The sequence below is a fragment of the Peribacillus sp. TH14 genome (assembly GCF_016651145.1).
Lineage (GTDB): Bacteria > Bacillota > Bacilli > Bacillales > DSM-1321 > Peribacillus > Peribacillus butanolivorans.
Window position 1 is genome coordinate 2,667,326 of sequence record NZ_JAEKEK010000001.1, and the last position, 17,939, is coordinate 2,685,264.

Annotated in this window: 18 protein-coding genes and 1 riboswitch; of the genes, 13 read left to right on the forward strand and 5 right to left on the reverse strand. The window is 38.9% G+C overall.

Features of this window, described 5'->3' with window-relative positions; genetic code table 11:
* Positions 1-44: 44 nt before the first annotated feature.
* Positions 45-145, reverse strand: a riboswitch (SAM riboswitch).
* Positions 146-351: 206 nt separating this feature from the next.
* The 4 genes from JFU50_RS12935 to glpK all read left to right on the forward strand — a co-directional run bounded on the left by JFU50_RS12935 (position 352) and on the right by glpK (position 4,111).
* Positions 352-789 carry a hypothetical protein gene (locus tag JFU50_RS12935; RefSeq protein ID WP_201187065.1) on the forward strand — a complete coding sequence of 146 codons (438 nt, stop codon included), beginning with the start codon at positions 352-354 and terminating at the stop codon, positions 787-789.
* A 205-nt stretch (positions 790-994) separates the two neighbouring features.
* Positions 995-1,537 carry a glycerol-3-phosphate responsive antiterminator gene (locus tag JFU50_RS12940; RefSeq protein ID WP_053348820.1) on the forward strand — a complete coding sequence of 181 codons (543 nt, stop codon included), beginning with the start codon at positions 995-997 and terminating at the stop codon, positions 1,535-1,537.
* Positions 1,538-1,772: 235 nt separating this feature from the next.
* Entirely contained in the window at positions 1,773-2,597 is an 825-nt protein-coding gene (locus JFU50_RS12945) for an MIP/aquaporin family protein (protein WP_201222812.1), read from the forward strand.
* 23 nt (positions 2,598-2,620) lie between these two features.
* Entirely contained in the window at positions 2,621-4,111 is a 1,491-nt protein-coding gene (gene glpK, locus JFU50_RS12950) for a glycerol kinase GlpK (RefSeq protein WP_201222814.1), read from the forward strand.
* A 161-nt stretch (positions 4,112-4,272) separates the two neighbouring features.
* Here glpK and JFU50_RS12955 read toward each other — a convergent pair whose 3' ends face one another.
* Positions 4,273-5,211 carry a helix-turn-helix transcriptional regulator gene (locus tag JFU50_RS12955; RefSeq protein ID WP_201222816.1) on the reverse strand — a complete coding sequence of 313 codons (939 nt, stop codon included), beginning with the start codon at positions 5,209-5,211 and terminating at the stop codon, positions 4,273-4,275.
* 87 nt (positions 5,212-5,298) lie between these two features.
* Between JFU50_RS12955 and JFU50_RS12960 the strand changes: the two genes are divergently transcribed.
* The 7 genes from JFU50_RS12960 (at position 5,299) to JFU50_RS31975 (ending at position 10,602) form a co-directional block, all read left to right on the forward strand.
* Entirely contained in the window at positions 5,299-5,742 is a 444-nt protein-coding gene (locus JFU50_RS12960) for a VOC family protein (protein ID WP_201187059.1), read from the forward strand.
* Between the two features lie 563 nt (positions 5,743-6,305).
* Positions 6,306-6,551 (forward strand): DUF2164 domain-containing protein, encoded by a 246-nt coding sequence (locus JFU50_RS12965; RefSeq protein WP_053348825.1) that lies wholly within the window; start codon positions 6,306-6,308, stop codon positions 6,549-6,551.
* Between the two features lie 405 nt (positions 6,552-6,956).
* Entirely contained in the window at positions 6,957-8,609 is a 1,653-nt protein-coding gene (locus JFU50_RS12970; protein WP_056523138.1) for a glycerol-3-phosphate dehydrogenase/oxidase, read from the forward strand.
* 315 nt (positions 8,610-8,924) lie between these two features.
* On the forward strand, positions 8,925-9,635 hold the full coding sequence (locus JFU50_RS12975) for an MBL fold metallo-hydrolase (protein WP_201222818.1): 711 nt from the start codon (positions 8,925-8,927) through the stop codon (positions 9,633-9,635).
* Positions 9,636-9,654: 19 nt separating this feature from the next.
* Positions 9,655-10,254: a TetR/AcrR family transcriptional regulator gene (locus tag JFU50_RS12980; protein WP_201222820.1), complete on the forward strand. Its 600-nt coding sequence runs from the start codon at positions 9,655-9,657 to the stop codon at positions 10,252-10,254.
* Positions 10,235-10,408 (forward strand): DUF2568 domain-containing protein, encoded by a 174-nt coding sequence (locus JFU50_RS12985; protein ID WP_207196208.1) that lies wholly within the window; start codon positions 10,235-10,237, stop codon positions 10,406-10,408. Before JFU50_RS12980 ends, JFU50_RS12985 begins: the two co-directional genes overlap by 20 nt.
* Positions 10,339-10,602: a YrdB family protein gene (locus tag JFU50_RS31975; RefSeq protein WP_201254028.1), complete on the forward strand. Its 264-nt coding sequence runs from the start codon at positions 10,339-10,341 to the stop codon at positions 10,600-10,602. Before JFU50_RS12985 ends, JFU50_RS31975 begins: the two co-directional genes overlap by 70 nt.
* 181 nt (positions 10,603-10,783) lie before the next feature.
* Here JFU50_RS31975 and JFU50_RS12995 read toward each other — a convergent pair whose 3' ends face one another.
* The 4 genes from JFU50_RS12995 to JFU50_RS13010 form a co-directional block, all read right to left on the reverse strand.
* Positions 10,784-12,004, reverse strand: coding sequence for a PucR family transcriptional regulator (locus JFU50_RS12995; protein WP_201222827.1), 1,221 nt, complete (start codon positions 12,002-12,004; stop codon positions 10,784-10,786).
* A gap of 137 nt (positions 12,005-12,141) precedes the next feature.
* Positions 12,142-13,611 carry a sodium/proline symporter PutP gene (gene putP, locus JFU50_RS13000; protein ID WP_207196206.1) on the reverse strand — a complete coding sequence of 490 codons (1,470 nt, stop codon included), beginning with the start codon at positions 13,609-13,611 and terminating at the stop codon, positions 12,142-12,144.
* Between the two features lie 168 nt (positions 13,612-13,779).
* Positions 13,780-15,321, reverse strand: coding sequence for an L-glutamate gamma-semialdehyde dehydrogenase (gene pruA / locus JFU50_RS13005; protein ID WP_201222829.1), 1,542 nt, complete (start codon positions 15,319-15,321; stop codon positions 13,780-13,782).
* Positions 15,322-15,377: 56 nt separating this feature from the next.
* On the reverse strand, positions 15,378-16,295 hold the full coding sequence (locus JFU50_RS13010) for a proline dehydrogenase family protein (RefSeq protein WP_201187043.1): 918 nt from the start codon (positions 16,293-16,295) through the stop codon (positions 15,378-15,380).
* Positions 16,296-16,699: 404 nt separating this feature from the next.
* On the opposite strand from JFU50_RS13010, the gene JFU50_RS13015 reads away from it, so the two are divergent.
* Both JFU50_RS13015 and JFU50_RS13020 read left to right on the forward strand, forming a co-directional pair.
* Positions 16,700-16,864 carry a hypothetical protein gene (locus JFU50_RS13015; protein ID WP_161804983.1) on the forward strand — a complete coding sequence of 55 codons (165 nt, stop codon included), beginning with the start codon at positions 16,700-16,702 and terminating at the stop codon, positions 16,862-16,864.
* A gap of 783 nt (positions 16,865-17,647) precedes the next feature.
* The gene (locus JFU50_RS13020) at positions 17,648-17,803 is read left to right on the forward strand and encodes a hypothetical protein (protein ID WP_201222831.1); all 156 of its coding nucleotides are present in this window, start codon (positions 17,648-17,650) and stop codon (positions 17,801-17,803) included.
* Positions 17,804-17,939: the final 136 nt, after the last annotated feature.

The window sequence follows — 17,939 nt, forward strand, 5'->3', positions numbered from 1 at the left end:
TCTTTTAAAAAAAGAAGAGGTGTTGGCTACTAAGCAATTTACTCTTCTTATCTTCAAGTTTTTACACTTCTGGAATTAGCACAGTACATTAAAGTCTGTTGCTGAGGTATCAAAGGGCCAGTCCCTCCACCTCTCTTGATAAGAGTTGTTTATTAAATTAAGTATGACTATACAGATAGTTTTAATAAAGGTCAAGGGTGAAAGGTGTAAAATTTAGAATATACCGATTATTCACCAGGACCTTGCATGTTATGAAGGGTTAACTACATTCGTGAAGACAGCATATGCTATAACTGACGTTCCATATGGAATGAAGTTACCTGTAAGTTAAGTTGGAGGGGGAAAACCACGATGAATACGTTCAATCCATCTAATATTTCCGGGAATGGTTTACCGATAACGTTAACTGCGTCTATGCTAGAGCGAATTATAAAGATGAAATCAGGTGAGCAGGATGTTAAAGTCGAGATTACGCCAGTACATATAGTGCTTTTCGGAACGACGGAAGTGAAAAAAATGATGTTTAAGAAAAACGTGCCTTTCCGTATTACATTAAAACCGATTCACGTGGAAAAAAGAACGATTTCATTTGAATTAGTAGAAATGAAGCCTATTGATAGGAATTTTATTAACCAAAAGATATTTAACAGACCGCCATTTTTTGAATTTGAAAATAGAATGATCAAAATGAATTTTAATGCTTGGAACATCGTGAAAAGAATACCCGTGGGCACTATTAAATCGTATGAGTTGGTGGAAGGTGCATTAAAAATTAAACTTTCATTATGATGAATTGAAGAAAGGGTAAGCAATTAAGGAAATGATAGCATTCTTACCTGTACTATTTTAAAGGGGATACCAGGTATGTTAGTGTAAGGATATGGTAAAGGACGATTCTTCAATAAGAAATATTGTGTTTGATAAATCAAGTTCTTTAAAATATACTAAATAACTAAAAGTTTTGAGTTTTTCCGGTAGATAAGGGGGAAAATGAATGGACCAGAAAATTTTGCCTGCTTCGGCAAGCATGAAGGATTTCGAAAGATTTCTAGAAAGTTCCTATGAAATAGGTGTGTTTCTTGATTTGCATATATCACAATTGAAAAATGTAAGCTTAATGGCAAAGCAGCATAATAAGAAAATGATTTATCATGTCGATTTAATTCATGGTATTAAAAGTGATGAATACGCTACAGAATTTATTTGTCAGGAGTATTGCCCATATGGCCTGATTTCAACAAAATCCAGCGTGATTTTGAAAGCGAAGCAAAAGGGTGTTATTGCCATTCAACGAATCTTTTTAATTGACTCACATGCGTTAGAGAAAAGTTATAAGCTGGTACAGAAAACAAAGCCTGATTATATCGAAGTTTTGCCTGGCGCAATGCCTTGGATGATTAAAGAGGTAAAGGAACGCTTACAAACTCCTATCTTTGCTGGAGGGCTCATACGTTCTTCAGATGAAGTCCTGAATGCCCTTGAGGCAGGAGCTTCGTCAATCACGACTTCAAAAACTGAATTATGGGAGATGTTTTAATTTCAGATAGGAGTTGATGTGTGATAGAGGAAAAAAAATACAGAAAAAATCATTTGTTTTTATATAAATTAATTGACAGCGTTTTCACTACCTAGTATATTTACATTACAAGTTAATACATGTGACGGAGATTAGGAGATTCACACCAGACATACTCATTTTTTGAGGAAAGTTCTGCTGTGAATCTCCTTTTATTTGTTGGTAAGGCATCATTCTATAAGAGGAGGGGTTATGTATGACTCCATTTTGGGGAGAAGTAGTAGGCACGATGATTTTAATTTTATTTGGTGCAGGTATTGGGGCAGGATCTTCCTTAAAGGGATCTTATGCCAAAGATGCAGGCTGGATTGTCATCACGATTGCATGGGGACTGGCTGTTACAATGGGTGTCTTTGCAGTGGGTTCCATAAGCGGAGCACATTTAAACCCGGCTGTTACAGTAGCATTAGCTATCAATGGAGATTTTCCTTGGGCTGATGTGCCAGGGTACATCGTGGCGCAAATGATAGGGGCAATTATAGGTGCGACTCTTGTATTCCTGCATTATTTGCCTCACTGGAAAGCTACGGAGGATCCAGGTACAAAGCTTGGTGTGTTTGCAACCTCACCAGCTATCCCACATACTTTTTCAAATCTATTAAGTGAAATGATTGGTACATTCATCCTTGTTCTTGGCTTATTATTTATTGGAGCCGGCAAGTTTACAGAAGGTCTGAACCCATTTGCTGTCGGTTTATTGATTGTTGTTATCGGGATGTCGCTCGGAGGAACAACAGGCTATGCCATAAACCCTGCACGTGATCTTGGACCTCGTATTGCTCACTTCATGCTGCCAATACCAGGTAAGGGAAATTCGAATTGGGGCTATGCTTGGATTCCGGTTGTTGGCCCGATTGTCGGTGGAGCACTTGGAGCTGTCTTCTATAAAGCAGTCTTTTTAGGTGAATTGACGACAGTCTTTTGGACTGTTTTAGGAGCAAGCCTAATAATATTGGTATTAGCATATACTTTTGGAAAAAAGCAGTCGCGTGAGTTAGAAACTAGCAACATTGCTAGTTAAATTAAAAAGGGGGGAAACACATTATGGAAAAATATATCTTATCATTGGATCAAGGAACAACTAGTTCACGGGCGATTTTGTTTAACGAAAAGGGCGAGATCGTCCACTCGGCCCAAAAGGAATTCACACAGCATTTCCCTAAGCCAGGCTGGGTAGAGCATAACGCCAATGAGATTTGGGGATCAATTTTAGCAGTGATTGCTGGTGTACTATCGGAATCTAGTGTAAAGCCTGAGCAAATTGCTGGTATTGGAATCACTAATCAGCGTGAAACGACAGTCGTTTGGGATAAAGAAACAGGAACCCCTGTGTATAATGCGATAGTATGGCAGTCCAGACAAACTAGCGAAATTTGTGATGAATTGAAAGGAAGAGGTCTTAATGATCTGTTCCGAGAAAAAACAGGATTGTTAATAGACGCCTATTTTTCCGGTACAAAAGTGAAGTGGATCCTGGATAATGTGGAAGGAGCTCGCCAAAAAGCAGATGAAGGCAAGTTGTTATTCGGAACCATTGATACCTGGCTGATTTGGAAGCTATCAGGAGGCAAGGCCCATGTAACAGACTATTCTAATGCTTCTCGGACATTAATGTATAATATTCATGAGCTGAAATGGGACGAGGAGCTTCTGGAGATATTGACTGTTCCAAAATCAATGCTACCAGAGGTTAGACCTTCTTCCGAAGTGTATGCCCAAACGATCGAATATCACTTCTTCGGCCAGTCGATTCCAATTGCAGGAGCAGCAGGTGACCAACAGGCAGCATTATTTGGCCAAGCTTGTTTTAATGAAGGAATGGCTAAAAATACGTATGGAACAGGTTGTTTCATGCTTATGAATACGGGTGAAAAGGCTGTCAGTTCCGAGCACGGGTTATTGACAACTCTTGCTTGGGGATTGAATGGCAAGGTTGAATATGCATTAGAAGGCAGCATATTTGTAGCAGGATCAGCGATTCAATGGCTGCGTGATGGCTTACGGATGCTAAAAAATGCCGAGGACAGTGAAGCCTATGCAAAACGTGTAGAAAGTACTGATGGAGTTTATGTTGTTCCTGCATTTGTGGGGCTTGGGACTCCGTATTGGGACAGCGATGTCCGAGGTGCGGTTTTTGGCTTAACTCGTGGAACATCTAAAGAGCATTTTGTCCGTGCTACCCTTGAATCGCTTGCATATCAAACGAAGGATGTACTCGATGCAATGGAGGCAGATTCAGGTATTGAGCTGAAGACATTGAGAGTGGATGGCGGTGCAGTTAAGAACGACTTCTTAATGCAATTCCAAAGCGATCTACTACGTGTCCCTGTTGAAAGGCCGACTATAAACGAAACGACAGCACTTGGTGCAGCGTATTTGGCTGGACTAGCTGTTGGCTATTGGAAGGACCAAGAGGAAATCGCTCAGCAGTGGGCAATAGACAAAACCTTTAAACCATCCATGGATGAGCAAGAAAGTGAAAAATTATATGACGGATGGAAAAAAGCTGTTCAAGCAGCAATGGCTTTTAAATAAAGGTTCTGATAAACACTAAATTTAACAAATAAAGAAGGCCACTTATATAGTGGTCTTTTTGTTGTTAAATTTACAATAAAGTAATAAAATGCTTTAAATATGTGGGCAGATTACCATAATAAAGTCTTTAAATAAGACGAAATAATTTACAAACTAGCCTTCTATAAATTATCTAGTAAATCTATATAATACTTTCTTAAAAGTTCTCTTAATATATTAGGTTCTACTATTTTTATGGACTTACCAAAGCTAGCAATATAGTTAACTATAAACTCAAGCTCATTTGGCTCATACGAACCAACAATATAGGTACTTTCACTCTCGGTGATTAACTTCATAGATGGGAAATGTTGCTGTTGAAAATGCTCAACCCCTTCTTGATTTATTAAACACTTGAATTGAATTGCCTTTTCAGATGGTTTCCAGAGTGAATGTGCATTGTGAACATTAATCTCCTTTAAGTCAATTAATGGTTCGATGTTCGTTATTTCCACTGTTGTAATACGATCACACCGGAATACTCGATAAGCTTTTTTAGTTACATCATAAGCCTGGCAGTACCAATAGCCTTTCATTGCATAAATAGCGATTGGCTGAATGCTACGAGTGCTTTTTTGATGCATTGTTTGATAACTGATTTTTAATACTTCATTTTTAATGGCTGCAAGTAATAAAGTTTCTAAATGTGCGCTTTCTTTGATTTGCTCCGTGTGTCGAAAGGTTACCCGATCTTGAATTCTCTCTATATGCTGACGTTGTTTTTCTGCTAACGCGTTTATAAATTTCTCATGAATAGAATGAAGCGATACTTGAAAAGGTAGATTTGAAAAGCTGCGTAGTGCCTGCATTGCAAAATAAAGCGCATAAATTTCTTGACTGTTAAAAGAAATGGGGGGTAGTGTCATTTGATTAAGTAAATGATAACCTCCATACCGACCATATTCTGCATAAATTGGTGCGCCAATTTCCTCTAGTGAAGAAATGTCTCGTAATGCAGTTCTTTTAGAAATATGAAATTCTTGCATTAAATCTTGGAGCGTAAACTGTTGTTTTTGATTGATAAAACGCAGCATTTGATTTAAGCGTTCTGATTTTTTCATAAAATGACCCCTTAATGGTGCCGTTTTTTGTCACCTTTATTTTATATACTTGTAAGTGTAATAAATAATTGTTGAGGAGGCAATAAAATGAATTTTGAAGTAATTCCCTTTCTATCGATGAATGGTAAAGGTGCAGCTGCTATTGAGTTTTATAAGGAATATTTAGGGGCGACCGTTCTTTTTAAGAAAAATTATAAAGAGATGAAGGAAATGAATCCTAATTTTATTTATGGAGAAGGTCAAGATGAGTATATTACACATTCTGTTTTGCAAATCGGTGCGAATAAGCTTATGCTTGCAGAGAAAGAAATGGACAATACACAACCTTGGCAATTAGGTAATAGTTCATCTTTATGTATTCAGTCTCAAGATAAGATTGTAATTAAACATCTCTATGACTCGCTTATTCAACATGAACAGGTGGCCATTTTAGTACCATATGAACCCAATGCGTTTAGTCCAGGATATGCCATTGTACGAGATCCGTTTGGAGTAATTATCCAACTTTGTGTAACCGTGCATGATTTTTAATTTAGGTGATTTATTACATGTACAGCTATATGACGTTTGTATTAAATTTCAGTAATTTATAGGATTATTTAACAGTTTGGGGCGTTAGTGAAAGAATGATTAAACAACTTTATAGTTAAAGTTTTTACTCTGTAGTACCCACTTTCCAACTAAATTAACGAACTTAGAAAACCGATTCTACATCAGTAGTATCGGTTTTCTTGATTGATGGCTATAAAATTAAATGACTTTATTATAAGTATTCATCTTCTTCAACTAACTACCGCCCCTTAAATTTTGTTTTTATTAACTAGAATCACGTTTAAATTCGCTCTTCTTTTGTTCCTGTAAAACTGATAATCCAATAAAGATATACGGGTATGATAAAAGAATTAATTCGAGAAAACCTAAACCAAACAATGTCGAGGTATGCTCATCTGCATTAAATCTAGTTTCAACTACCCATAATAAAGGGTTTTTACCACTCTTACTTGTACATAATATTTTATGAAAATATAGCCTGTGATTTACTGAATTTCACATGTATAGTTAGCTGTAATATATTTTATTAGGGAGTGTTTTACTTGTTTATAAAACTTACAAAAGACCAACAGCAATTAATGATTTCTGACATTCAATACTTTTTTTCACAAGAAAGAGATGAAGAAATAACTGAATTTGCTGCAGAAAGAGTATTAGATTTCGTTAAGGAGTCACTTGCTCCTCATTTCTATAACGCTGCTGTCTTAGATGTTAAACATGTAGTGGAACAGCAATTTTCTTCACTTGAAGATGAAATATTAACTCTAGAACGTCCGATAAAAAGATAAATAATTTTTCAAGAGTGAATTTGATAATAATTCACTCTTATTGTTGCACATAATATGTCTTATACGGCATAAGATAGGAATCATCTTTCCTTGTTTTTACTTCAGCTAATCTGCCCCTTTGGTTGAACTGTTAAATAAAAACAAAGCGAAGTCTTTCTAATATGAGTTAGAGTATGATATACTAAAATCAAGTTAATAAATCGGCCGGAGAACAGGAGAGACCATGAATGCGTTATCGAGAATTCGATAATGTGCATTTATGGTCTCTTTTTTTGTTTTTATTGGCAGATTAGGGTAATTAATATCTATATGAATGGAAAACTATGAGAACAAATTAACTTATTTAAATACAAGAACCAACAACTACTCGACAAAAGCAGGTATCACTCAAAGGAGGAGTTAGGCATGAGGTTTTCAAATATATATCGAGAAGAAACAATTGAGCTTCTGAAAAAAGAAAAATTTGATGTGTTAGTCATTGGCGGAGGAATTACAGGTGCAGGGATTTCCCTGGATGCAACGACTCGAGGAATGAAAGTGGCATTGGTGGAAATGCAGGACTTTGCTGCAGGAACATCAAGCCGTTCAACAAAGCTTGTCCATGGTGGTTTGCGGTACCTAAAGCAATTTGAAATAAAAATGGTTGCTGAGGTTGGAAAAGAGAGAGAGATCGTTTATGAAAATGGGCCACATGTGACTACACCGGAAAGAATGCTGCTCCCAATGCATAAAGGCGGCACATTTGGAAAATTCAGTACATCCATCGGACTCCGAGTCTATGATTTTCTAGCAGGCGTCAAAAAAAGTGAACGAAGGAAAATGCTATCGGTTAGTGAAACACTGAAAATGGAACCCCTTGTAAAGAAAGAAGGACTTAAAGGCGGAGGCCATTATGTTGAATACCGTACAGATGATGCACGCCTGACGATAGAAGTGATGAAGGCGGCTGTGGATAAAGGCGCGACGCCGATAAATTATACAAAAGTAGAAAAACTGTTGTATGAAAATGGCAAGGTAATAGGCGTCCAGGTCAATGATATACTATCAGGCAATCAGTATGAAATATATGCAGACAAAGTTATCAATGCCGCAGGTCCATGGGTTGATTCGATCCGTGAAAAAGACCAATCGAAAAAAGGGAAAACGCTGAAGTTATCAAAGGGTGTTCATGTTGTAATTGACCAATCGAAATTTCCTTTGAAGCAGGCGATTTACTTTGATACGCCCGATGGCCGGATGATTTTTGCCATACCGCGAGCTGGTAAGGCCTACGTTGGAACTACAGACACCTTTTATAATGGCGATCCTGCTGTCCCTACCGTTACATCGGAAGATCGTGCCTATTTATTAAAGGCGATTGGTTATATGTTTCCAGAAGTGAAAGTTTCGGATGAGGATATCGAATCAAGCTGGGCTGGAGTTAGACCGTTAATTCTTGAAGAAGGCAAAGACCCTTCTGAAATTTCAAGAAAAGATGAAATATGGGAATCCGATTCTGGTCTTATCACAATTGCCGGAGGAAAATTAACGGGATATCGCAAAATGGCAAAAACTACAGTCGACCTCGTAGCCGGGAAGCTTTCTCAGCAAACAAATAGATCTTACCCTAATAGCAGTACCAAAAAAATGCCGATTTCTGGAGGGGATGTCGGAGGATCAATCAATTTCTCTGATTATATCCAGACACATATTCAAATAGGGGTTGACTCAGGACTCACTGCTAAGGATTCCAAAGAATTATTGGCTATGTACGGATCAAACGCGGCTGTTTTGTTCAATATCGCAAAAAGTGAAGGGGACGTGGAAACTCGCACTGGCCTCCCACAGAAGTTGTTCGTACAGTTGCAATACGCATTAGATCATGAAATGGCCGCAACTCCGGTTGATTTCTTCTTCCGCAGAACCGGCACCCTATTATTTGATATCGATTTAGTCCAAACACATAAAAGTGCAGTAATTAAATATATGGCTGAATATTTTGGCTGGACGGAATCAACAAAAACGGAAAGAACAAACCAATTGGAACAAGAAATACATGGTGCTATTAAAGTATCTTAACTTATACCTGAAACGATTAGACGCCAGCGGCTTTGCTGGCGTTTATCTTATTTTCCATGATTTTATTTGAATTAAAGATGTGTGAGTAAAAGATGAGTGGCAATGCGGCTCATCTTTTACATATTCAATGATAGAATGCTTGCAAATAGAACAATCACGCCTTCATAGATTCAACAAACTTATAAAGAACTACTTACGTGCAGAAATTGACTTGGCGATTAACTTTTAAATCTTTAAACATGGAATATTATTGAAAAACTAATCATATTAGTTATAATATTAATTATATTAGTTTTGGGGGGAGTTTGATTAAAGATGAAAATGACTAAGGTTGGTACAGTATATCAACTATCTTTTATGCCAAGTGTATTTCCTGTGAACTGTTATTTTGTAGAAGAAGAGAATAGTCTTACACTAATAGATGCAGCCTTACCCTACAGTACAAAAAGTATAATAAATGCGGCTCGGATTATTGGAAAACCGATAACAAGATTAATAGTTACCCACGCACATGATGATCATGTTGGTGCACTAGACGGGATTAAAGCGTTAATCCCTGATTTACAAGTGAGTATTTCTTTTAGGGATGCGTTATTACTGGCTGGTGATTCTACCCTCCTACAAAATGAAACAAACTCTCCAATCCGCGGAGGAGTCCCTAAAAATATTCAAACTCAACCAGACTTATTACTCAAAGAGGGCGACCGTATTGGTTCATTGGAAGTTATTTTTTCACCAGGACATACCCCTGGTTCTATATCTCTTCTTGACACCCGGAATCATAGTTTAATTGTGGGGGATGCCTTACAAACTAGAGGTGGAACTGCGGTGTCTGGAATGATTAAACCTTTATTTCCGTTCCCGGCCTTTGCCACATGGAATAAACTTATCGCTCTTGAAAGTGTAAAGAAATTAAGAAGTTATAAACCGAGTTTACTTGCTGTTGGTCATGGGAAGATGCTAGAACACCCTGGGAATTCTATTGACAGAGCAATAGTTGAAGCAGAATTAAAACTTCAATCATGAAAATAGGAGGTAAAAATTGATGTCTCAACGTATAAGGTTAGATTTGTCTATCATTTTACAAAAAGCTACAGAACTAGTTGATGAAAACGGCCTTGATCATCTTTCGTTAGGCAAGTTGGCTGAAGAATTACAAATACGCCCCCCCTCGTTATATAACCATTTAGACGGCCTAAATGGATTAAAACAGAAACTAGCAGTAAATGGAGTTAAAAAGCTTTATGAATACATGCTTCAAGCAGCAGTGGGACGCTCCGGTGATGATGCAATCAGGGCACTTAGTGAGGCATATGTTGAATTTGCTAGAATTCATCCAGGACTTTATGATGCTACCACCCGTTTTCCAAATTCTGAAGACAAGGAGTTACAACAAGCACAGCAATCAGTTGTAGAGCTTGTTGTCCAAGTACTACAAGCCTATAATTTGAAGGAAGAAATGGCGATTCACTTGGTGAGAGGATTAAGGAGCATTTTACATGGATTTACTTCAATTGAAAAAATGGGTGGGTTTGGGATGCCGATTGATATCGATAAGAGTTTTGCTATACTGCTAAATACTTATATTGAGGGAATCCATTCTATAGTTATAAATAAAGATAAATATGAGCTGGTGGAAGGTTAAAATGGGTTTTCTGGCTGTCTTGCAAATGGTAAACTTATCCGTTCGGTTTTTATTAGAAATTTTTGCACTTGCTGTATACGGTTATTGGGGTTTCAAAGTAGGAAATACCAGCATCATGAAAGTTTTTTTAGCATTGTTATCCCAATTGGTATAGTGATCCTTTGGGGGGCATTTGGTTCCCCTAAGGCCAGCATACAACTATCAGCACAACTTCATTTGCTACTGGAAGCATTGATTTTCTTGGTTCCAGCAGGATTACTTTTGTCCCTTAAAAACGTTAAATTAGCTTGGCTCTATGGATTTACCGTGATAGTAAATAGAATTTTCATGATGCTTTTGGACCAATAAGGTGTAGTTTAAACCTGACCAGCAGGACATCAAAATGGAGTGATGGATAAAAAGAAAAAACCCTTGCTACACAAGGGCTTTAAAGTATGAATAATAGCGGGATCGAACCTTTGCCGTGTTTCTTATTTCTTAGCTGATTTAAAGGATAGCTTGAAAGTCTGGCCAGCCAAAGAAGCATTTCCTATTTTTTCTGCTTTAATAGTTGTAAGTCGACGTATAGCTGTATCCGTGAATGAAAGTCATCAAAATCGATTGAAGTGAGATCGGCTATTTGGTTCATTCTGTATTTTAACGTGTTGGTATGAATGTATAGCTGTTCAGCTGTCGGTTTTATCCGGCAATTATTCAACAGAAATATTTCCATTGTTTGAAGGAGCTTTGTTTGGCTTTCCTGGTCCTTCTTTTGCAGAATCTGTAAATCCATATTGGTATAATTCGTTTTACCATGATGATTGGAGATCATTTCGAGGTAACGGAAAATCCCAAGTTTGCTATATTGAAAAGGAAGCTGTTCAGGTTTACCGATGAACTTGGCTGCATTGATCACTTCCAGGGCTTCTAGATAGGATTTTCTTAATTGAAGAATCGAAGAATACTCATTTCCGATTCCTGAGAACACCTTTTGGCCATTGAATTGGGAAAGAACCGTGTTCGTTAAATCAGTGGCGCTATCAGAAAGCAGGTCTTTCCCTTTTCCGTTGCTACCAATTAAGACGATGATCTTCAATTGGTTTGTGAATACATGGGAAAAATGATTCAATGCATTTGCGAATAGACTGACTGTATCCGTTAATTCATCGAAATGTTCCGCATCGGATTGAGCGATGGTAAAGACATTTACAAGGAAAGTTTCCGGAATAAGAAGACTCATATTGGCTGCTTCCCATTTTATTTGGTTTTCCGTTTGATAGACTTCGTCGATGACCTTTTGGTAAAACTCATTTTTTTCTTCATCTTTTTTCATGTTTATCTGTTTTTTCTGATAGAGGAGCTTGCCGATATGATGGGAAACCTCATGTAAAAATTCCAAATCGGAATCAGGCATCACTTCCGTCTCTTGGACCCAAATGAATCCGAAGACCTGCCCTTTGTGGACAGCGCTTACAACAACTCTTTGATTTAAACCGATTTCCTCGATTTGTTTCACTCTAAATGGATGCTCCACCGTTTTAAGCTGTTCGACAATGCCCTCATCCATGAATTTCTCCAAGATTGGAATCGGCCAATGCTTAGTGAAGATGGTTTGCTGATTGGCTTGGTCGAAGTGCTCGATATAATATGAACTATATGCCAGCAATAAAAATTGGTCATTTTCGATGACAACTGGTTTTTTTAAATAAGTGCTGACCATATCCGTTATATCGTTGATGTTTGTGAGAGTCAGGATTTTTTCTAATGACATATATGGCCCCCTGTTATTTTTTGAAGTATATGACAACTAAGTTTAATAATACTTTTAAACGGATGATGTGTATAGGGGCACAAAGAAGGAACGGTCTATGAAAAAAATTTCATAGACCGTTCCTTTTAGGTGATTTATTATTGTTTTAATGTTCTTTCGAATTCCTCGAATTGCTCTTCTACTTCTTTTGATGGCTTGGCTGTAAGAAGACTTACCACGATAATGGCAATCAAGCTTGCGCCAAAACCAGGGATCATTTCATAAAGCGTATCGGATAATCCTGCCATCGACCAGAAAATCACAGTCCCGGCACCAACGACCATCCCTGCTAATGCGCCCCATCTTGTCATGCGTTTCCAGCATAGGCTTAGTAAGACCAATGGACCGAATGAAGAACCGAATCCAGCCCAAGCATACCCTACAAGTCCAAGAATCGTGTCATTTTTCTCCCAAGAGAGAATAAGCGCGATGATCGATATGATCAGTACAGAAAGTCTGCCTAGGAAGACAAGCTCTTTATCTGAAGCGGAACGACGGAAGAAGGTTTTGTATATATCCTCGGTTAAAGAGCTAGCTGTAACCAACAACTGCGAAGAAATCGTGCTCATGACGGCTGCCAGTATTGCGGAAATCAAGAAACCAGTGATAAGTGGGTGGAAAAGTATTTCCCCTAACTCTATAAAAATCGTTTCAGGATCATCTAACTTGAGACCGTTCTGAGAAAAATACGTGATACCGATGAATCCAGTCAGCATGGCACCGACACTGGAGAAAATCATCCAGCTCATCCCGATATTACGGGCTTTCTTGATTTCCTTAACAGAACTGATCGCCATAAAGCGGACAATGATATGCGGCTGTCCGAAGTAACCCAGTCCCCATGCAAATAATGAGATGATTCCTAAAAAGCTCGTCCCTGTGAAAATATTCAATAAGGCTGGATCAATGGAACGTGCCGTATCTATGGAAGGACCGAAACCGCCAACATGGAAAAGGGTAACGATCGGTACAAGAACCAAGGCAACGACCATGATGATTCCCTGAACAAAGTCTGTCCAGCTTACTGCCAGGAATCCGCCGAATAAAGTATAGGCCACGACAACACCTGTTAAGATCCATAGACCTGTATGGTAATCTAGGCCAAATGTACTTTGGAATAAGACTCCGCCAGATACCATTCCGGAGGAAACGTAAAAGGTAAAGAATATCAGGATAACCAAAGCGGAAATGAGCCTTAAGATCCGTGAGCCCTCACCAAAACGATTTTCCAGGAAAGCAGGGATCGTAATGGAGTTATTGGCTACTTCTGTATACGTTCTCAATCTTGGTGCAACATACAGCCAGTTCGCATAGGCACCTAGTGTCAGGCCGATTACAATCCAGATGGAACTGAGTCCTGTTGCAAACATGGCACCTGGCATCCCCATTAAAAGCCAACCGCTCATATCTGCAGCACCGGCGCTTAATGCCGTTACAGCAGGGCCAAGACCCCGGTCGCCCAGCATGTAATCATTTAGGTTAGAGGTTTTTTTGTAGGCGAAATATCCGATTAACAGCATGCCCGCCATATAAATGCTAATGGAAATTATTAATGAGTAATCTATCATATGAAGACTCCCTTCAGGATGAAATATATAATTTTTTGTTTTAAAAGAGGAAGCAACCTATTTGTCACTTCCTCCATTTAACCTCTTTTTGGATTCATATCACAGAATCGAAGATACATATCCAAAGAGGGTATACAAATCATCTTCAAATTGCTTAATGGAACATTATCAGAATGTTTCGGATGTTGTTTTGGCTTGCATATGAAGCTGCAAGTAGTCCGGTCCGCCTGCCTTGGAATCAGTTCCTGACATGTTGAACCCGCCGAAAGGCTGATAACCTACGATTGCACCAGTACAGCCGCGGTTGAAATACAAGTTCCCTACATGGAATTCTTGACGTGCTTTTTCCATGTTCAGGCGATTTGTCGTAATGACAGCCCCAGTCAAACCGTATTCTGTGTTATTGGCAATTTCAAGAGCTTCGTTAAAGTCTTTCGCTTTTGAAAATGCAACGACTGGTCCGAAGATTTCTTCTTGCATCAAACGGGCTTGCGGATCGACATCAGCGACGATTGTCGGCTGAACGAAGTATCCTTTTGAACTATCTCCTTCTCCACCAGTCAGAATGCGTCCTTCTTCTTTGCCGATTTCAATATAGCTCATGATTTTATCGAATGCCGCTTGATCGATAACTGGTCCCATGAAATGATTTTCTACAGGATTACCAACAGTAAGTTGTTTTGCTAATTCAACAGCGCGATCTAAAACTTGATCGTATACATCTTCTACGATGACAGCACGGGAGCAAGCAGAACATTTTTGTCCAGAGAAGCCAAATGCAGATTTCACGATCGATTGAGCGGCCAATTCAAGATCTGCCTCTTTGTCAACGACGATCGTATCTTTTCCGCCCATTTCAGCGATGACACGCTTCAGCCAAATTTGGCCTTCGTTCACTTCTGATGCACGTTTGTAAATGCGCAGACCTACATCGCGTGAACCTGTGAAGGAAATGAAACGTGTTTTAGGATGATCAACCAGGTAGTCGCCCACTTCGGCTCCGCTTCCTGGAACGAAATTCAACACACCTGCTGGAAGGCCGGCTTCATGCATCACTTCAACGAATTTCGCAGCAACAATAGGAGTAGTCGAAGCTGGTTTCAACAGGATTGTGTTACCAGTGACGATAGCGGCAACAGCTGTACCTGCCATGATTGCAAATGGGAAGTTCCAAGGAGAAATGATGATGCCTACTCCTAATGGAATGTAATCATAGCGGTTAAATTCTCCCGGACGGCTTTGAACAGGCACACCATCTTTAAGCGTCAGCATTTGACGGGCATAGAATTCAAGGAAATCGATCGCTTCCGCTGTATCCGCATCAGCCTCATTCCAAGGTTTTCCCGCTTCTTTTGTCAATAACGCAGAGAATTCATGCTTGCGTCTGCGAATGATGGCAGCAGCTTTGAACAAAACGTCAGCACGGATTTCCGGCTTCACTTTTTTCCAGCTTTCAAAAGCGGTAACAGCTTCCTGCATAGCTTTTTCAGCAAGAGCCCTGTTCGCTTTCGATACTCGGCCGATGACCTCTTGTTTATCAGCAGGGTTATATGAAACGATTTTCTCATCAGTCGTCACTTTCTCTGCCCCGATATAAAGAGGGTAGTCTTGTCCTAAGTAGCCTTCAACAGTTTGAAGAGCTTCCTGATAAGCTTTTTTGTTTTCCTCGTTTTTAAAATCAACAAATGGTTCATGTTTATATGAAATCATTGATAATCACACCTTTTTATAGAATTTTTGTAGCAATTAGAATGTTGAATGTATATTTAGCTTCTGACCATCCCTTTGAAGGCAAAGGCAATATTGGATGGCCTTTCCGCAAGCCTTCTCATGAAGTATCCATACCAATCGAGACCATATGGTACATAGACGCGCATCTTGTAACCTTGCTTGACCAACTCGTATTGTGTTTTGTTTCTCATGCCATAAAGCATTTGAAATTCGAATTGTGTATTTGGAATGTTATGCTTTTTAGCCAGCTCTTTTGTATATTCGATGATTTGGTCATCATGTGAGGCAATGGCAGTATAATTACCGTTAAGAAGACTTTGCTTAATCAACTTTTTATAGTTTTCATCTACATCATTCTTTTCGGGAAAAGCCACCTCGGCAGATTCCTTGTAGGCACCCTTTACGAGACGCAGGAATGGTTTATACTGGGCAAGGTCTTCCAAATCTTTCTCTGTGCGGTATAAATAAGCTTGTAAAACAGTACTTATGCAGTTGTATTTTTCTTTGAACTGCCTAAATATATCGATTGTTGCTTGACAGCGAACTTCATCTTCCATGTCAATCGTGACCATGACATTGTGTTTTTCTGCTGTATCAAGAATTCTTGTCATGTTCTCGATGACCAGATTATGATCGATATCAAGACCCAGAGAAGTCATTTTGAGAGATACCTGTGAATCCAGTTTTTCTCTGCTGATCATTTCAATGGTTTCGATGCATTCTGCTGTCCTTTCCTGGGTCACTTCCTTAGAATCAACGAATTCCCCAAGATGGTCGACTGTAACCGACAAGCCACTATTATTAAGCTGTTTAATGAATTTAATGGAACTTTGGAAATCAGTTCCCCCTATAATTTTTCCAGCTGCAAAACTACCGCCGCTTTTCTTTGCAATATTATTAAGTAAGTTATTTTTAGATAAAAATAAGAAAAAGTCCCTTGTAATCGCTTCCATTTAAAAAACACACCCCCTAAGAAGTTGTAATCACAAGATAATTTTATGGTTTTTCGACAATTTGCGCAATGTTCTAAAAATACAATAATTCTGTCTTTTGTTTGTCGGTTAGAGACAATGAAGGGGAGGTACTCAATTTTCTCCTATCTTAATGGATAGAACGAAAGGTTTATAATTTATCTTATAAAGAAAAGCTAGAAGAAAGGTGCTTAGGAGAAAATAGCCCTGTGAAAGATGAAACCTTTGCTAATGCGTTTAAAAGTGGTAGCTCGACCATAATAATCCAATGCGATATAATGAATCTGACTATAGGTCCAACCGAGTACATCTTCTGTTACATGATCGGAAGTTAATGGCGTGGGCCGGAAAAATAAGTGACATCGGTAAGGCGGGGAGGATAAGGAATGGGTGCGGTATTTGAAGAACTTAGAGAAACATCTGGATTGATAATCGGCTTGATAATGGCTCTGGTAATAACAGGGTTTATTGGACTAGCCTTCACAAAAGCACATAAAGTCATTGTGTCACCTGTTGTTAGAAGGATAAAGAAAATGGTTAGTCGAAAATAGATGTGGCGGATTACATACCCCTTGTCCCATCGAGCCCCGCTTGAAGAAGGTGCAACCGTGTATGCCTATAATAGTAGGAAGTATGTTAATAAACTCAAAAAGAAGTCGCTATATATGAAGTGTCAAAGCATTAGATGCGGCGATGAATAAGGTTGAAATGACTCTTTTCCTTTCGCATATGTAATCAATAGATAACTTTAGCAAAAAAATCCCCCACTTCTAATATAGAAGTGGGGGATTTTACATATTAGATTAATAAGTAATCATGATGTAGTAGAGATAATGGTTCTGAAGAACTAATATGTCAACTCACGCATTTGTCTCCACCGAATAATGCTGATTATTTTGTTCGAAGGCATGGCGCTGTAGGGCTGGAAGGTCATTCTGCATTTAAAATTCAGTAAATGAATTCGTCATTCTTAGGAACAAGAACAATTCTTTCAAATTAAGAAAATCATATTAGAATACGAATGCCCTTTATGCTGCTTACCGGTAAAAGCACATTTTGCTTTCTTCAAAACCATAAAGGTGATAGTACTAGTATTCTAATAAATTCGCAAAAAGTAAAATACCCCATATGCGGTTTCGTGCCGACTTAAGGGGTATTTTACTTCCAACAATCTTTTTTTGAGGGTTTAAAGCCAACTGTCAAGCACGGACTCGCAATCCCCTGCTACTGCTGTTATAACCTGAAGATCAACATAATTTGACCTGCAGGGTTTATTCTACTCAATTTTGAGGCAGCTAAATGAAGCTGTTGATATGGGATTTTGGAAGAACACAATGAAACGGAAAATTAGCCTCGATATACTTGGGGGCGGGAACGATTTGAACTTAACGGGTAAAGAAATACCGGCGGGGATTTGCTCAGCCGTAATGATGGAGCCAGACAAGCGATGGCGAGGTAGTCATTCATATTCCTTACTTATCAAAGGATAAGTAAGGATTGATGGTATCGAGTGGGAAGAGAGCTCGTCGTAGCGGAGGCTAACCGGCAGTCAGCTCAATCCTCGGAACGGCTCTCATAGGACCAATCGGCACAATTGCCGGAGCTGTTGTAGGAGGGCGTCTCCGT

What these genes read in the sequence shown, in the direction of transcription:
- JFU50_RS12935 (WP_201187065.1), top strand. Translation starts at nt 352, where the DNA reads ATGAATACGTTCAATCCATCTAATATTTCCGGGAATGGTTTACCGATA.
- JFU50_RS12940 (WP_053348820.1), top strand. Translation starts at nt 995, where the DNA reads ATGGACCAGAAAATTTTGCCTGCTTCGGCAAGCATGAAGGATTTCGAA.
- JFU50_RS12945 (WP_201222812.1), top strand. Translation starts at nt 1,773, where the DNA reads ATGACTCCATTTTGGGGAGAAGTAGTAGGCACGATGATTTTAATTTTA.
- glpK (WP_201222814.1), top strand. Translation starts at nt 2,621, where the DNA reads ATGGAAAAATATATCTTATCATTGGATCAAGGAACAACTAGTTCACGG.
- JFU50_RS12955 (WP_201222816.1), bottom strand. Translation starts at nt 5,211, where the DNA reads ATGAAAAAATCAGAACGCTTAAATCAAATGCTGCGTTTTATCAATCAA.
- JFU50_RS12960 (WP_201187059.1), top strand. Translation starts at nt 5,299, where the DNA reads ATGAATTTTGAAGTAATTCCCTTTCTATCGATGAATGGTAAAGGTGCA.
- JFU50_RS12970 (WP_056523138.1), top strand. Translation starts at nt 6,957, where the DNA reads ATGAGGTTTTCAAATATATATCGAGAAGAAACAATTGAGCTTCTGAAA.
- JFU50_RS12975 (WP_201222818.1), top strand. Translation starts at nt 8,925, where the DNA reads ATGAAAATGACTAAGGTTGGTACAGTATATCAACTATCTTTTATGCCA.
- JFU50_RS12980 (WP_201222820.1), top strand. Translation starts at nt 9,655, where the DNA reads ATGTCTCAACGTATAAGGTTAGATTTGTCTATCATTTTACAAAAAGCT.
- JFU50_RS12985 (WP_207196208.1), top strand. Translation starts at nt 10,235, where the DNA reads ATGAGCTGGTGGAAGGTTAAAATGGGTTTTCTGGCTGTCTTGCAAATG.
- JFU50_RS12995 (WP_201222827.1), bottom strand. Translation starts at nt 12,004, where the DNA reads ATGTCATTAGAAAAAATCCTGACTCTCACAAACATCAACGATATAACG.
- putP (WP_207196206.1), bottom strand. Translation starts at nt 13,611, where the DNA reads ATGATAGATTACTCATTAATAATTTCCATTAGCATTTATATGGCGGGC.
- pruA (WP_201222829.1), bottom strand. Translation starts at nt 15,321, where the DNA reads ATGATTTCATATAAACATGAACCATTTGTTGATTTTAAAAACGAGGAA.
- JFU50_RS13010 (WP_201187043.1), bottom strand. Translation starts at nt 16,295, where the DNA reads ATGGAAGCGATTACAAGGGACTTTTTCTTATTTTTATCTAAAAATAAC.
- JFU50_RS13015 (WP_161804983.1), top strand. Translation starts at nt 16,700, where the DNA reads ATGGGTGCGGTATTTGAAGAACTTAGAGAAACATCTGGATTGATAATC.
- JFU50_RS13020 (WP_201222831.1), top strand. Translation starts at nt 17,648, where the DNA reads ATGAAACGGAAAATTAGCCTCGATATACTTGGGGGCGGGAACGATTTG.